This window comes from Pantoea sp. UBA5923 (assembly GCF_002431095.1).
Lineage (GTDB): Bacteria > Pseudomonadota > Gammaproteobacteria > Enterobacterales > Enterobacteriaceae > Pantoea > Pantoea piersonii.
The window spans coordinates 89,882-105,351 of record NZ_DJDN01000027.1; the positions used below are offsets into that span (position 1 = coordinate 89,882).

The 15,470-nt window shown below is 60.9% G+C and carries 14 protein-coding genes; 8 read left to right on the forward strand and 6 right to left on the reverse strand.

All coding sequences use genetic code 11. The features are described 5' to 3' along the window. Window positions 1-1,076: CoA-acylating methylmalonate-semialdehyde dehydrogenase (gene mmsA, locus B3797_RS06600; RefSeq protein ID WP_311790683.1), on the reverse strand; the 1,076-nt coding region annotated here is incomplete at its 3' end. A gap of 403 nt (window positions 1,077-1,479) precedes the next feature. Between mmsA and B3797_RS06605 the strand changes: the two genes are divergently transcribed. After that, the gene (locus B3797_RS06605; RefSeq protein ID WP_311790684.1) at window positions 1,480-2,295 is read left to right on the forward strand and encodes a TIM barrel protein; all 816 of its coding nucleotides are present in this window, start codon (window positions 1,480-1,482) and stop codon (window positions 2,293-2,295) included. Window positions 2,296-2,383: 88 nt separating this feature from the next. Here the strand turns inward: B3797_RS06605 and B3797_RS06610 are convergent, their stop codons facing one another. After that, window positions 2,384-3,601, reverse strand: a complete 1,218-nt coding sequence (locus tag B3797_RS06610; RefSeq protein WP_311790685.1) for an MFS transporter — start codon at window positions 3,599-3,601, stop codon at window positions 2,384-2,386. Window positions 3,602-3,829: 228 nt separating this feature from the next. Here B3797_RS06610 and B3797_RS06615 point away from each other — a divergent pair, with 228 nt between their 5' ends. The 4 genes from B3797_RS06615 to B3797_RS06630 all read left to right on the forward strand — a co-directional run bounded on the left by B3797_RS06615 (window position 3,830) and on the right by B3797_RS06630 (window position 8,280). Next, window positions 3,830-4,543, forward strand: a complete 714-nt coding sequence (locus tag B3797_RS06615; RefSeq protein ID WP_311790686.1) for an ABC transporter ATP-binding protein — start codon at window positions 3,830-3,832, stop codon at window positions 4,541-4,543. Next, window positions 4,521-5,492, forward strand: coding sequence for an ABC transporter substrate-binding protein (locus B3797_RS06620; protein WP_311790687.1), 972 nt, complete (start codon window positions 4,521-4,523; stop codon window positions 5,490-5,492). Before B3797_RS06615 ends, B3797_RS06620 begins: the two co-directional genes overlap by 23 nt. A gap of 1 nt (window position 5,493) precedes the next feature. Further along, the gene (locus tag B3797_RS06625) at window positions 5,494-7,146 is read left to right on the forward strand and encodes an ABC transporter permease (protein WP_311790688.1); all 1,653 of its coding nucleotides are present in this window, start codon (window positions 5,494-5,496) and stop codon (window positions 7,144-7,146) included. Window positions 7,147-7,233: 87 nt separating this feature from the next. After that, window positions 7,234-8,280 (forward strand): AI-2E family transporter, encoded by a 1,047-nt coding sequence (locus tag B3797_RS06630; protein ID WP_311784037.1) that lies wholly within the window; start codon window positions 7,234-7,236, stop codon window positions 8,278-8,280. On the opposite strand, the gene B3797_RS06635 is transcribed toward B3797_RS06630, so the two are convergent. Beyond that, window positions 8,277-8,960, reverse strand: a complete 684-nt coding sequence (locus tag B3797_RS06635; protein WP_311790689.1) for a FadR/GntR family transcriptional regulator — start codon at window positions 8,958-8,960, stop codon at window positions 8,277-8,279. The genes B3797_RS06630 and B3797_RS06635 overlap by 4 nt on opposite strands. 167 nt (window positions 8,961-9,127) lie before the next feature. Between B3797_RS06635 and uxuA the strand changes: the two genes are divergently transcribed. Next, window positions 9,128-10,315: a mannonate dehydratase gene (uxuA, locus tag B3797_RS06640; protein ID WP_311790690.1), complete on the forward strand. Its 1,188-nt coding sequence runs from the start codon at window positions 9,128-9,130 to the stop codon at window positions 10,313-10,315. Between the two features lie 166 nt (window positions 10,316-10,481). Here uxuA and B3797_RS06645 read toward each other — a convergent pair whose 3' ends face one another. After that, on the reverse strand, window positions 10,482-11,429 hold the full coding sequence (locus B3797_RS06645) for an ABC transporter substrate-binding protein (protein ID WP_311790691.1): 948 nt from the start codon (window positions 11,427-11,429) through the stop codon (window positions 10,482-10,484). A 9-nt stretch (window positions 11,430-11,438) separates the two neighbouring features. Then, complete coding sequence (locus tag B3797_RS06650) at window positions 11,439-12,203, reverse strand: class II aldolase/adducin family protein (RefSeq protein ID WP_311790692.1); 765 nt, start codon at window positions 12,201-12,203, stop codon at window positions 11,439-11,441. 235 nt (window positions 12,204-12,438) lie between these two features. Between B3797_RS06650 and B3797_RS06655 the strand changes: the two genes are divergently transcribed. Continuing rightward, window positions 12,439-14,043 carry an EAL domain-containing protein gene (locus B3797_RS06655; protein ID WP_311790693.1) on the forward strand — a complete coding sequence of 535 codons (1,605 nt, stop codon included), beginning with the start codon at window positions 12,439-12,441 and terminating at the stop codon, window positions 14,041-14,043. Next, complete coding sequence (locus tag B3797_RS06660) at window positions 14,018-14,977, forward strand: D-2-hydroxyacid dehydrogenase family protein (protein ID WP_311790694.1); 960 nt, start codon at window positions 14,018-14,020, stop codon at window positions 14,975-14,977. The genes B3797_RS06655 and B3797_RS06660 overlap by 26 nt, the downstream gene beginning before the upstream one ends. On the opposite strand, the gene B3797_RS06665 is transcribed toward B3797_RS06660, so the two are convergent. Continuing rightward, on the reverse strand, window positions 14,966-15,361 hold the full coding sequence (locus B3797_RS06665) for a hypothetical protein (RefSeq protein WP_311790695.1): 396 nt from the start codon (window positions 15,359-15,361) through the stop codon (window positions 14,966-14,968). The genes B3797_RS06660 and B3797_RS06665 overlap by 12 nt on opposite strands. Window positions 15,362-15,470 lie beyond the last annotated feature (109 nt).

The window sequence follows — 15,470 nt, forward strand, 5'->3', positions numbered from 1 at the left end:
GCCTGGAAGTTGCGGCCGTCGACCACCAGCTTCGCTCCTTCCTGCTCGCCCTTGTCGATATAGCCCAGCACTTTTTTCTGATGCGCGGCGGAGACAACCGGCCCCATCTCATTCTCTTCTGCGCCCTGCTTGATGCCAGGTCCGACGCGCAGCGCTTTGATCAGCGGCGTCAGGCGAGCAATCAGCTTGTCGGCGGTATCGTCGCCGACCGCGACCACGACCGGCAGCGCCATGCAGCGTTCGCCAGCGGAGCCAAAGGCGCCGCCCATAATGGCATTCACCGTCGCGTCGAGATCGGCGTCCGGCATGACGATAGCGTGGTTCTTCGCCGCGCCGAATGCCTGCACGCGTTTGCCGTGGGCGCTGGCGGTTTTATAGATGTGCTCAGCGACGCCGGAAGAGCCAACGAAGCTCACCGCCGCGATGCGCGGATCTTTATAGAGCTGCTCGGCGTCTTCGTTGGAAGAGTGCACCACGTTAAACACGCCGTCCGGCAGGCCTGCTTCTTTCAGCAGCTCCGCCATACGCACCGCTGCGGAAGGATCGAGCGCAGGCGGCTTAAGCACAAAGGTGTTACCGCAGGCCAGCGCGATCGGGAACATCCACAGCGGCACCATTGCCGGGAAGTTAAACGGGGTAATACCCGCAACCACTCCCACCGGCTGCATCAGCGAGTAGCTGTCAACGCCTGTGCCTACGTTTGCCGAGTATTCGCCCTTAATCAGATGCGGAATGCCGCAGGCGAACTCTACCACTTCAAGCCCGCGCGTCAGCTCGCCCTGCGCATCCGACCACACTTTGCCGTGTTCAGAGACAATCAGTTCAGCCAGCTCGTCGCGGTGCTGCTCCATCAGCGCCTTGAAGTTAAACAAAACGCGCGCGCGGCGCAGCGGCGAAGTTTTCGACCAGGCGGGGAAGGCGTCATGCGCCACTTTAATCGCTTCGGCGACTTCTGCGCCGGTGCTCTGCGTTAACTCGCGCACCACTTTGCCGGTCGCCGGGTCATAAACAGGGATGGTTTCGTTGCTGGCGCTGTAGGTAATCTGACCGCCAATGAAGTTTCCTGTGATATTCATTTCATAGCCTCTTAAGATGTGTGAGTTCCCTGCAGAGTCTTAGCGTGACGCCACGCCGCCTGACCAGGCAAAACCGAAAGCATGCTAAGAAGCTATTACAGTGAAATAAATTTTTCAAATAAAACTTTTTGGGAAATTCCCTTTTAGCGGCATAGATCGCATTTTCTCGACCGACGCCAAAAACCGTGTGCTGACAGGGCGTAGCGCCCTGATTAAACTCCCCTTAACAGCCAGTTTTTCATCATCAATGCAGCGCTAAACAGGCGCAGCAACGGCGGAAAATGAAATTATTGAGAGGCAGATCTCAACCTTTAAATTTCATAATTCACTATTCATGAAATAAATGTTTTCTTTGGCCCCAGCCTATTTATCTTTCCTCTTGCAACACTACAGGAGCTGCAGCATGGCCATCGACCCCACCCGTTTCTGTATTAACCGTAAAATTGCGCCAACCCTTTCTCTGGAGGCGTTTTTCCAGCTGGTTCAACGCCTGGGCCTGAATAAAGTAGAACTGCGTAACGACATGCCGAGCGGCAAGGTGTGCGACGATCTGACTTATGAGCAGACGCGCGCCCTGTTAACGAAGTACAACATCGAAGTGATTACCATTAACGCGATTTATCCCTTTAACCGCGTGGATGAGGCGCTGCTGGCGAAAACCGACGCGCTGCTGCAGGACGCGCAGGCGATCGGCGCGAAGGCGCTGGTCATGTGCCCGCTGAACGAAGGCGTCAACATTGCGCCGGACGACACGCTGGCGGCGCTTCGCACGCTTGCGCCGCGTTTTGCGCAGCATGGCGTCCAGGGACTGGTGGAGCCGCTGGGCTTCCCGGTCAGCTCTCTGCGCTCGGCGGTGCAGGCGCAGCAGCTTATCCGCGACGCCCAGGCGCCCTTTAAGCTGGTCATCGACACCTTCCACCATCATCTGTATGAGAAGGCCGAACAGGAGTTTCCGGCGGAGATCGATGTCAACATGATTGGCCTGGTGCATCTCTCCGGCGTGGAAGATACGCGCCCCACCGCAGAACTGACCGACGAAGAGCGCATTATGCTGAGCGACCGCGACGTGCTGAACAGCGTGGCGCAGGTGAAACGACTGGAGATGCTTGGCTACAAGGGCATCTACGCCTTCGAGCCGTTCTCGTCTGAACTTAACAGCTGGACGCCTGCTGAAATTGAGCGCCAGATTCGCCACAGTATTGAACTACTGCAGGCCTGAATGTCACGCGGCGGGCCATTACCCGCCGCGTCGCCCTACCCTTATCTGTGTCTCGGACACGTTTTGGCCTCGGTCGGAGGCCGTTTTTTTAATTCTCTTTCGCTTCTGCCGATCTCTCCGGCAACCGTTTTGTCAGCCGCAGCGTGCAGAACAGCCCCAGACAGACCAGCAGCGCCGTCAGCAGATAGACCAGCGGCACCCCGGCAAAACTCATGATAAATCCCGCTACCGGCCCGGTAATCCCCAGCGCTAAATCCATAAAAGCGGTATAGGTCGCCAGCGCGCTGCCCTGATTCGCCTGCGGCACCGCTTTCACCGCGACCACGCCGAGCGCCGGGAAGACCAGCGAGAAACCGGCCCCGGTCAGTAGCGCGCCGGTTTTCGCCATCCAGGGATCGAATGCGCCCGCCACCAGAAACAGACCGACCGCCTCTACCGCCAGACAGGCGCTGGCGACGTGCAGCCCGCCGAGGCGGTTGATCGCGTTGGGGAACAGCAGACGCGTGCCGACAAAGGCCGCGCTAAACAGCGTCAGCGCGAAAGCCGCGCCGTCCCACCCTTTCGCCTGATAAAACAGGGTAATAAAGGTGGCGATCACGCCAAATCCCGCCGATCCCATTGCCAGAATCAGACCGAAGCCGTAAATCTTGCCGAGCACATCGCGGAACGGCAGCGGACGCGCGCGGCTGCCCTTCACCGCCGGGCGCGGCAGCGCCAGCGCTATCGCCAGCGCACAGATAGCGATAATCACCACGGAGAGCAGCAGCAGGCCGCCGTGACGATAGATGATGACGCCAAGCGGCGCGCCCAGCGCCATCGCGCCGTAGGTGCAGATGCCGTTCCATGAGATAACGCGGCCGATATGCAGCGAGCCGACGCGCGCGACGCCCCACAGCGAGGTGCCGGTACCGGTAAAGCTCTGTCCGACGCCGAGAATAACGCGCCCGATGCAAAGCAGCGCCAGGCTGGCGATCGGCGCTACCGCAAGCCAGGTCGCCAGCAGGTAGCAGAGCCCGCTGAGCAGCACCCCCGCCAGCCCCAGCACCACCACGCGCTTAGGCCCCCAGATATCGGCGTAGCGCCCGGCATGGGGGCGGCTCAGCAGCGTCGCCAGGTACTGCAGGCTGATCACCACCCCCGCCCAGAAGGCGCTGTAGCCGAGCTGGTCATGCACCAAACCTGGCAGCACCGCCAGCTGCAGGCCGATGGTGAGATAGCTGGCGAAGTTGTAGATCACGATAGAGATAATCAGAAGGGTTAATCCGACGCCCTTATGAGCAGGTTCCGCTGCGGGTTGATCTGGCATGACAAAGTGCGCTCGTGGTTGACTGAGTTTTATCTACAGCTTGCCACCATCAGCGGAATATTTCGAGCCGCCGCCGCGCCAGGAGGGCGGTTTTAGTCATCGGGTCGTCATAATCGCCGCCTACACTCGCGCCATAAGTCCCAAAGAGGATAACAATCTGATGACGCTCCTGAGTTTTCAGGCGCGCCTGAGCTTCGTCCAGCCCCCGCGCCCGCGCGGAGGTGGCCGATGACGCGCGCTTCCCTGCCTGTCTCTGTAAAAGCGGTCAGCTGGTCCATCAGTCGCCAGCCGGTCCTGCACAACCTGTCTTTTGATATCGCTGCTGGCGAAACCCTGGCCCTGCTCGGCCCGTCCGGCTGCGGCAAAAGCACCCTGCTGAAACTGCTGGCTGGCCTGAATCAGCCCGAAAGCGGCGAAATCTGGATCGGCGATCGCTGCGTCGCCAGCGCCCGCCATTCGCTGCCGCCCGAAGCGCGCCAGCTCGGCATGGTGTTTCAGGATTACGCGCTCTGGCCACATATGAGCGTCGGTGAGAACGTCGCCTTCCCGCTGCGCATGCGCGGCGTGGGGAAAAAGCCGCGCGAAGAGCAGGCCCGCGCCATGCTGGCGCGCGTCGGTCTTGAGGGTTTCGCGGCGCGTAAGCCTGCCGCGCTCTCCGGCGGGCAGCAGCAGCGCGTGGCACTGGCGCGCGCGCTGGTGGCCGAACCGGCCATTCTGCTGTTTGACGAACCGCTTTCCAACCTCGACCGCGACCTGCGAGAAACGCTGGTGCACAGCATGAAGGCGCTGCTGCGCCAGTCCGGCACCACCGCCGTCTACGTAACCCATGACCGCGACGAGGCGGAGATTATTGCCGATCGCACCCTTCATCTGGCGCGGGGCCAGATTGTGTCCATTACCCAATCCTCAGGGGAACCCTATGTCTTTTCTCAAGCCCGTTAAAACAGGAGCGATGTTAACGATGCTGCTGACCTCTGTCGCAATGATGAGTGACGCCCATGCGCTGACGGTGTACACCGCTGGCCCCGGCTCGCTGGCGAAAAGCCTGGCAGCCGGATTCGAAAAACAGACCGGCATTAAGGTAAATATCTTTCAGGCCACGACCGGCAAGGTTATGGCGCGGCTGGAGGCCGAGCAGGCCAGCCCGCAGGCCGACGTATTGATTTCCGCCTCATGGGATATCGCCGAAGATCTGCAACAGCGCGGCTGGCTGCAGCCCTATCAAAGCCCTAACGCCGCAAAGGTGCCGGACGCCTTTAAAACCAACGACTATGTGGCGCAGGGCATCTCTGCGCTCGGCATCGTATGGAATACCAAAAGCGGCACGCCGGAGCCGAAAAACTGGCAGGACCTCACCGGCCCGGCGTTCAAAGATAAGGTCACCACGCCGGATCCGGCGCTCTCTGGCGCATCGCTCGATCTGCTGGCTGGTTTGCAAAACAGCGAAGGCGAAAAAGCCTGGACGCTGTTTCAGCAGCTGAAAGAGAACGGCATGGTGGTCAGCGGGCCAAACGCGCAGGCGGTCACGCCGGTGCTGCAGGGCGCGAAGGCGGCGGTATTCGGCGCGGTGGACTATGTCACCTACAACAATATCGCCCAGGGCGAAGCGGTGAAGGTGATCTTCCCGGAAAGCGGCACCGTGGTCGCGCCGCGTCCGATGATGATCCTGAAAAGCAGCCAGCACGCCGACGACGCGAAGAAATTCATCGACTATGTGCTTTCTGATGAAGGCCAGCAGCAGGTGGCGAACGCCTGGCTGATGCCCGCGCGCACCGATATCAAGGCGCAGCGCCCGCTGATTACCGAGATCCGGCTGCTGCCAATGCCGCAGGAGAGCAAAGCCGATCGCGCGTCGATTCTGAAGCGCTTCGCGACGCTGTTCGGACAGTAAGATGTCGCGCGTTCTGAACAGCCTGATCCTGCTGGCGCTCGGCGTGCTGGTGGCGCTGCCGCTGCTGTTTATTGTGCTGCAGGCGATATTTCCGCAGCTGGGCGCCGGAAGCTGGCAGGACGCATTCAGCGCGCTGCCGCGCCTGTTTACCGACGACGCGCTGCTGCCGATGGGGTTCGGCACGCTGAAGGTGGGCCTGGGCGTAGCGCTGTGCAGCCTGATGATCGGGTTGCCGCTCGGCGCGCTGCGTGGCCTGTTTCGCCTGCCCGGTGGCGCGCTGTGGGATCTGCTGTTTCTGGTGCCCTTTCTTACGCCGCCCTATATCGCGGCGCTGAACTGGACGCTGGCGCTGCAGCGCAACGGCTATGTGCAGCAGCTTACCGGTCTCGATCTGGAGAGCCTGCTGTTCAGCGCCAGCGGCATCACGCTGGTGATGACGATCAATATCTTTCCGGTGGTCTATTTCGCCGTATCGCGCGCGCTGATGGCGAGCGGGCAGCGGCTGGCGCTGGTGGCACGCGTACACGGCGCGTCGGCATGGCGCGCCTTCTGGCACGTTACGCTGCCCCTGCTGCTGCCCGCGCTGGCGGGTAGCGCGCTGCTCGCCTTCACGCTGGCGATTGATGAATATGGCGTACCGGCGGCGCTTGGTGCCCGCGCTGGTATCACCCTGATGACGGTCGGCATTGAGCAGAAGCTGTCGGACTGGCCGATCGATTTACCCGGCGCGGCGCTGCTGTCGCTGCTGTTGAGTCTGGTCGCGCTGGCCGCCTGGTTCGCTCAGCGCCGTCTGACCGCTGCGCAGGATGTCGCCACTATTGGCGGCAAGCCCGCGACCAGCGAAGCGGTGAGCGCAGGCGTCTGGACCTTGCCGATAGTGCTGCTGTTTGCGCTTACGGCGCTGGTCGCCGTCGCGCTGCCGCTCTGCTCGATGACGCTGAGCGGCCTGCTCGATACCCTGTCGGGCGGCCTCAGCGGTGCGAATCTGACGCTGCGCCATTTCGCCGCGCTCTTTTCGCAGCAGGGCGATGCGCTGAGCGCCTTTTCTACCAGCATCGGGCTGGCGTTTGGCGCGGCGCTGCTGACCGGCGCGCTGGGTTTTCTGGTGGCGTGGCGCGTGGCGGAGGGCAAAAGCCGCGCGCTGGCGCTGCTGGATGGTCTGGCGCTGCTGCCTGCGGCGATCCCTGGCGTGGTCATCGGCGTCGGTCTGATCCTGCTGTGGAACCGCAGCTTCTGGCCGGTCTCGCCCTATAACACGCCAGCAATCCTGCTGCTCTCCTACTGCTGTCTGCTGCTGCCCTGGCCGGTGCGCTACGTCAGCAGCGCGCTGCGTCAGCTTGCGCCGACGCTGGAGCCAGCGGCGCGCGTACACGGTGCCTCGCGCCTTCAGGCGCTGCGTCTGGTAGTCTTTCCGCTGGTGTCGCCCAGCTTGCTGGCGGCGATGATGATGGTGTTCGCCGTCGCCTCGCGCGAGCTGGTGACCTCACTGCTGCTGGCACCTGCTGGCGTACAGACCGTCGCCCTGTTTATCTGGCGTCAGTTCGAACAAGGCTCGGTGGGACAAGGCATGGCGATGGCGACGTTGACGCTGGTCGCCACGCTGGCGCTGATGCTGGGCGCGACGGCGCTGCTGCAGCGCAGTAAAAAAGTCTGATTATCGTTACGCTTTCATAGCAGAATCAGGCGTTTAATTGCCGTTCAGCTACACTACTCTCTGCGGTCTGGCTTTTCTGGAGAGGGAATGAGCGAACAACAGCAGGAAAAAGTAGGACAAAGCATTCTGATTAAGCTGGCGATGCTGGTGATTATTCTCGCCGGGATCCGCGCCGCGTCCGAAATTATGGTGCCCTTTTTACTGGCCGCCTTTTTCGCCATCGTACTGAATCCTATCGTCACCTTTTTAATGCGGCGCGGATGGCGGCGCGGGCTGGCGATCACGGTAGTGATTACGGTGATATTTATCGTTATTTTGCTGCTGGTGGCGGTGCTCGCCAGCTCGGTAAGCGAATTCTCCGATATCTATCCGCAGCTGCGCACCACTATGGAGAGGAAGATGAGCGTGGTGCAGCATCTGGCGGCGGGCATCGGCATTCACGTCTCAACCACGACGCTGGTGCAGCGCTTTGATCCCAATATGCTGATGTCGTTCGCCACCGTCGCGCTGACGCAGTTCTCCGGCATGATGAGCAACTTCGTACTGCTGATCCTGACGGTGGTGTTTATGCTGTTTGAAGTGCGTCACCTGCCCTACAAAATGCGCAATGCCCTGACCAATCCGCAGATCCGCATCGCCGGGCTGCACAGGGCGCTGAAAGGCGTAACCCACTATCTGGCGCTGAAGACGTTGATCAGCCTGATTACCGGCGTGTCGGTGTGGGGCAGCCTGTTTCTGCTCGATGTTAAGTTCGCGCTGCTGTGGGGCGTAGTCGCTTTTATTCTTAACTACATTCCCAATATCGGCCCGATTATCGCCGGCATTCCGCCCGTATTACAGGCGCTGCTGCTTAACAGCCCCTACGACGCGATGCTGGTGGCGGCGCTGTTTATCGCCATTCATATGGTGTTCGGCAATATGCTGGAGCCACGCGTAATGGGGCGCGGCCTGGGGCTGTCAACGCTGGTGGTGTTCCTTTCGCTGATTTTCTGGGGCTGGCTGCTGGGGCCGGTCGGCATGCTGCTTTCCGTACCGCTAACCAGCATTACCAAAATCCTGATGGAAACGACCCCAGGCGGCAGCCGGCTGGCGATTATGCTCGGCGCGGGCCGCCCTAAACGCCATAAAATCTAACCCAGCAGCCGCTGCTGCACCTGCGCCAGATGGCTCTCCATCGCGGCGCGCGCGGCAGCGGCATCGCCCGCCTCTATCGCGGCGGCAATCTGCTGATGGTCGCGGTTCATCTCCTGGGTAAAGGCGTTGTCGGCAAAATGGCTCTCCAGCCGCCGGAAACGCGCGCTGTCGCGCTTGTTCCAGAGATACTCCATCAGGTCGCGCAGTACCTCGTTGCCGCTCATTTCGCTAATCAGCAGATGAAAGCGTTTATCCTGATCGAGAAACTCCGCGTCGTTGGCGTTGTAGCGCAGTAGCGTATCGGCCAGCGCGCGCAGCTGGTCGCGCTGCGCCGGGCTGCCGTTTCGCGCCGCCATCTCCGCCAGCATCCCTTCAAAAGCGAGACGCGCCTGTAACAGATCTTCCAGGCTGAAATCCGCCTCCGCCACGGAAGCAGTAGCCTGCGGCAGCGGCTGCATCACATAGACGCCATTGCCGGTGCGAATATCCACCCAGCCGGTCATTTCCAGCGCAATCAGCGCTTCACGCACCGAGGAGCGGCTGACGCCCAGCTGCTTCGCCAGCTCGCGCTCCGGCGGCAGCGCCGCGCCTGGGGCGAACTCGCCGCGTTTGATACTTTCCATTATCGCGTTAGCGATCTGGCGATAAAGACGTTCCGTTTTCAGCACAGGCAGCGCCATATTTTTTCTCCTGTCAGCAGCGGTGCAGCGTAGCACAAGCCGTGTGCCCTTTCCGACAGACGCAATTCACTGCGCTGCGATCGCGATCACGGCCTTTCCCGGCAGGGTAGCATACTCTTGGCCCAGCGGCCTGACCACTGGGCCAAATTTGCGACTAAGGAGTAAAAATGGAACATACATGGCGCTGGTACGGCCCCAACGATCCGGTTTCGTTAGACGATGCGCGTCAGGCAGGCGCGACCGGTATCGTTACCGCTTTGCACCATATTCCGAACGGCGAAGTCTGGCCGGTTGATGAGATTAAAGCGCGTCAGGCGCTGCTGGCTGAAAAGAATCTGGTCTGGTCGGTGGTAGAGAGCATCCCGGTGCACGAGGCGATCAAGACGCAGCGCGGCGACTATCAGCGCTATATCGCCAACTACCAGCAGTCGATACGCAACCTGGCGGCCTGCGGCATCGAGACGGTCTGCTACAACTTTATGCCGGTACTCGACTGGACGCGCACCGATCTCGCCTGGACGCTACCGGACGGCGCAAAAGCGCTGCGCTTTGATGCGGACGCTTTCGCCGCTTTCGAGCTGCATATTTTGCAGCGTCCCGGCGCAAAAGAGGATTATTCAGCGGCGGAACAAGAGACCGCCGCACGCTGCTTCGCCGCCATGAGCGACGATGACAAGGCATTGTTAACACGCAATATTATTGCTGGCCTGCCGGGCGCGGAAGAGGGCTATACGCTGGATCAGTTCCGCGCCCAGCTGGCGCAGTATGACGGCATCGACAAGGCGAAGCTGCGCGAACATATGGCGACATTCCTGCGCGCTATCGTGCCGGTCGCCGAAGAGGTCGGCATCAAGCTGGCGGTGCATCCGGACGATCCGCCGCGCCCTATTCTCGGCCTGCCGCGCATTATCTCCACCGAGGAGGATATGCAGTGGCTGAAGGAGACGGTGGACAGCCTGCATAACGGCTTCTGTTTCTGCACCGGCTCTTACGGCGTGCGCGCCGATAACAATCTGACGCAGATGGCGGAGCGGTTCGCAGACCGCATCAATTTCATCCACCTGCGCGCCACGCAGCGCGAAGCCAATCCCAACAGTTTCCATGAGGCGGCGCATCTGGCGGGCGATGTCGATATGGTTGGCGTGATCAGGGTGATTCTGGCGGAGGAGCAGCGCCGTCGGCGCGCGGGAGAGAAAGATGCCATTCCAATGCGTCCCGATCACGGCCATCAGATGCTCGACGATCTGCACAAGCGCACCAACCCAGGCTATTCGGCGATTGGCCGCCTGAAAGGGCTGGCGGAGCTGCGCGGCGTCGAGCTGGCGCTGCGCCAGACGCTGTTCAACGATCGGTAATATCAGTGACAGCAGCAGGCATGGCCGAAGGGCCAGCACAGAAATACAGAGCGCTGGCGTGATATGCGCACCTCAGGGATGAGATGCGCATCAATGTGCGCCAGGTGCCTGCTATTCGCGCCATCGCTTACCGGCGGAGCGTTCCAGCCAGCTTTTGGCCTCTCACTTACTCTGGAAACAGAGTGCGATCGGTAATCGCCGCCACGTCTACCCTGTTCGGCAAAATCTTCAGCTCGCTGAAGAGATCCGACACCTGCTGTACTTTCGCAATATCCTCTGGCGTCACGGCGCGAATGCCGTGAGAAATGCGCGCGGTAATTTTCTCCGCATCGGCGGGCGGCAGGCGCGTCAGCTGCGCATAAACCTGGTTGTAGGCCGCCTTGTGGGTCAGCGCCCATGCGCGCGCTTTCGCCAGCCGCTGGACAAAATCGGCGATCGCGGCACGCTTGCCGGGATCGTCCAGCGACTGCCGGGTAGCGGTCACGAAGGAGAGCGCTGTGGTCAACCCCGTACCGTCGCGCAGCAGGCGCGCACCATGCTGCTCAGCGATGCCGAGATAGGGATCAAAGGTCGCCCAGGCACCAATCTGCCCGGCGTTAAAGGCGGCGCTGGCGTCGGTCGGCAGCACAAAGCGCACCGGCACGCTGTCGCGTGGTACCTTCGCCTCTTCCAGCGCTTCATAGAGCAAATGCTGTGAAATGCTGCCGCGTGCCGACGATACCACTACCTCTTTGCCCGCCAGCTCCTTTACGCTGCGCACCGGCGAATCGGCGGGCACAATCAGCCCGTTTGCGCCCGCGTCGCCGACGTTGGTGGCGATGATTTTCAGCGGCACGCCGCCGGATGCCGCCATCAGCACCGGCAGATCGCCCGCATAAGAGGTATCGACCGCCCCGGCGCGCTGCGCTTCAAACAGCGGCGCCGCGCCCTGAAAATTAGCCCAGCGATAGTGATAGGGCGCATCTTTGAGTACGCCGGACGCCTCCACTAGCGAGCGCAAATTGCGCGCCTGATCGCCCAGCACCAGCGTCACTTCGCTGAGATCGGGCGCCGCCTGCGCCAGCGCGCTGGCGCCCAGCAGCAGCGCCGCCGCAAATACCTTGAGTCTGTTCATTGCCGCTCCTTACAGCGCGTTGCGGTTGAGCTGGCGAATATAGGCATCCCAGTGCAGCTGATACTTTTTGTTGCGGATGCTGTTATCAAACGCCTGCGCCGCCTTTTCCGCCACCGCGTCCGGCAGGATAATCAGCTCCGCGCCGCCTGACTGCGCGGCCAGCTGCGCCTGGCAGGCGCGCTCAAGATAGTAGAGGTTATAAAACGCCTCTTCGATGCTGCCGCCCGCCGTCAGCAGGCCGTGGTTGCGCAGGATCAGCGCGTTCAGGGAGCCGAGATCCGCTACGATGCGCTGCTGCTCGTCGAGATCGAGCGCGATCCCTTCGTAATCGTGATAGCCGACGCGACTGTGAAAACGCGTGCTGTGCTGGGAGATCATCAGCAGCCCCTGCTTTTGCGCCGACACGCCGATGCCCGCTGCCGTATGCGTATGCATAACCGCATGCGCATCCGGGCGGGCGCGATGGATGGCGCTGTGGATCACGAAGCCTGCCGGATTGATCCCCAGCCCGGTGGGATCGTCGATGACATTGCCGTCGATATCGATCTTGACCAGCGTTTCCGGCTGGATCTCGTCAAAGGTCTGCCCGTAAGCGTTAATCAGGAAGTGCGGCAGATCGCCCGGCACGCGCAGCGAAAAGTGGGTGTAGATATGATCGGTCCAGCGCAGCTTCGCCGCCAGATGATAGGCCTGCGCCAGCTTAACGCGCGCCTGCCATTCCGCATCGGAAAGGCGCTGTTGAAGGGAAGTTGATGCCAGGGTTGCCATACTCATATACGCCTCTTTTCCGCGATTCAGTGTGGCGTCATGGTGACACGGCATTTTTGCCGCTGGGAAATACCAAAAGCGGCAAAACATTGTCAATAAATGCAAAGCGCGGTCGATAATTGATCTGTATCACCTGCTCACCGGAGCAAAACGCTACCCTGCACGGCCTGAGGGCGTGCTATGCTGCGCTGATTAAATTTGCACCTCCTCACAGACGCATTCACATTCAGAGGAATTCGCGGTGCCGCCGTTAAAACGAAAACGCGACTACGCCAGAATAATTATTATTTTGTCCGGGGTGCTGCCCTTGCTGCTCGGCATCCTGTTTACCGCTATCGACGCGCGGCACACCGTTCAGCAGCAGCAGCTCAGCGCCGCCAGTACGCTGCTCTCGCAGGCGGAAAAGATGAGCGACAGCGCCTGGGATATGATTACCTGGCTACGTCGTTTTCAATATCAGCCTTGCAGTGCGTTTGAGGATGAACTGCAGCGCGCCGGCAACCTCAACGCCTATTTCCGCGCCATCGGCAAACTGGAGGGGCAAAAAATTACCTGCTCCTCCGCTTATGGCATGAATCCCGGCACCTTAAGCGAAATGATGCGGCGCGCGCCGCCGGTAACCGGCAAAGCCTGGTGGAGCCTCTCTCTCGCCGGTACGGCTGCCGTACCGCAGCGTCCGGCGGTGATTTTTGTGCGGCAGCTGGCGGATAACCAGAGTTTCTGGGCGATTATCGACGGCCAGTATCTGATTGATTTTATGAGCGCCATCGGCGAGTCGCGCGGTTACCGCCTCAGTATGCGCTTTAGCGACGGCGCGCCGATCTCCGCGGGAAACACGACGCCGCTCCACGCCAGCCTTTTTAGCGATCAAACCTATCAGGCGCAGTCGACCCGCTATCCCATTAGCGTGACAATCGAGACGCCCGGCGCGGAGATCATGCGCGCCTGGCGACAGGTGACCTTTATTTTCCTGCCGATGACGGCGATCCTCTCTATTTTGTTAATGGTGCTGACCGCCAACTGGCTGCAGCGTCGCATCTCCTGGCGTGATGAGATCCGCCGCGCCATCAGTGCGCGTCAATTCTCTGTGCACTACCAGCCGGTCTATAACAACCAGACCCAAACCTGTACCGGTGCCGAAGCGCTGCTGCGCTGGACGCTGCCGAACGGCGACGCGATCCGGCCCGATATCTTTATCAGCGCCGCCGAGGCGGAAGGCATGATTGTGCCGCTGACGCGTCACCTGCTCGACCTTATCGCCGAAGATGTCCAGCAGTGGAAAATTGACCCTGGCTTTCATATCGGCATCAACGTCGCCGCCGATCATCTGCAGCACCCGGCCTTCGTTGAGGATATGGTCAATTTTGCCGATAGAATCAAACATAAGCCGCTGCAGATTACGCTGGAGCTGACCGAGCGCAGCCTGATTAAAGATGGCGAAGACGTGGCAAGAAAGCTCGATCGTCTGCGCGCCGACGGGATGAAGGTGGCGATCGATGATTTCGGCACCGGACACTGCTCGCTGAGCTATCTGCAAAACTTCGCGCTGGACTACCTGAAAATCGATCGTGGCTTTATCAACGCCATTGAGTCGCTGTCGGGGGAAACGCCGGTGCTGGATGCGATTATCACGCTCAGCCATAAGCTGCAGCTGGAAGTGCTGGGCGAAGGCGTGGAGACGTCGTTGCAGTATCTCTATCTGCGCCAGCGCGGCGTGACGTTTATTCAGGGCTACTATTATGCTTTGCCTATGGATAACGTCACGTTCATCGACTGGCTCACAAAGCATCAACATCAGCCGATGCGCACAGAGGTACCTGATGACGCTCAACTGCACCCTTCTTGATGACTATCAGAACGTAGCGCTGACGCTGGCCGACTGGTCTTCGCTACAGCCCGCTGTCCAGACCCGCTCATTGCAGCAACATATCGCCGATGATGAACCGCTTATCGCCGCGCTTGCCGACAGCGATATCCTGGTGGCGATGCGCGAGCGCACCCCGCTTACTGCCGCCCGTCTGGCGCGCCTGCCGCGCCTGAAACTTATCGTTACGTCCGGCATGCGCAATGCCGCCATCGATCTTGAAGCCTGCCGCGCGCGCGGCATCGCGGTATGCGGCACCGAGAGCAGCAGCGCGCCGCCGCTGGAGCTGACCTGGGGTCTGCTGCTGGCGCTGGCGCGCCATATCGTGGCGGAGAATCAGGCGCTGCGCAGCAACGGCCCCTGGCAGCAGCATCTCGGAATCGGGCTTGAGGGTAAAACCCTCGGGCTGATTGGGCTGGGTAAGATCGGCGGCGGGATGGCGAAGGTGGCGCAGGCGTTTGGCATGCGCGTTTGCGCCTGGAGCCAGAACCTCACCGCCGAGCGCGCGGCGCAGTACGGCGCTTCGCTGATGCCGTCGCTGCAGGCGCTGCTGGCGGCGAGTGATGTGGTGTCGATACATCTGGTGTTAAGCGAGCGTACGCATCATTTGCTGGATGGCGCCGCGCTGGCGCAGATGAAGCCGGGCGCGCTGCTGGTAAACACCTCGCGCGCGGGCCTGGTGGATCAGCAGGCGATGATCGCCGCGCTGCGTTCAGGTCGGCTGGCTGGCGCTGCGCTGGACGTATTCGATACGGAGCCGCTGCCCGCCGATCATCCGCTGCGGCAGCTGCCGAACGTGCTGGCGACGCCGCATCTGGGCTATGTCGCCGACAGTAACTACCGGCGCTACTTTACTCAGGCGGTCGAGGATATTGCCGCCTGGCTGCGACATCAGCCGCTGCGCTCACTGCTTTAGCCGCCCTGCGCGCAGCTTTTTCACCGCGCGCAGCGCCACTTCAACGCTCTCATCCGGACAATGTACCGGCGTTATCGCGCTTTTTCTCGCCGCTAATCGCTGGTTGATACGCGCCAGCGTCGGCATCAGCTGCTGATACTCTGCTTCCGGCAGCGCCTTCACCGGGCTGCGCTGCGCGTTTCTGTCGCAAAGCCAATCGTTTGCGCGGACAGGCCTTTTTTGCGCCAAAGGGGCCAGCGGATGGCGGGCAAGCCAGACGCTGAACGGCGTCTCTGACACAGAATTAAGTGGGTTAAACGAAGCGTAGCGGGTAAGTTTCTTTTCTGTACTGTCGATGGCTGACAGCCAGGGGTTTTCAAAGGGCGCAGTCTCTTTCCTTACCATCGATCCTCCATTGACAGTGAGGGGCAAAGTATTACTGAATAACGCCATAGCGGCAAGCTGGGCTGCGTCTGAGATCAACGCCCTGCCGCACAGGTTTTTCATCGTCCGG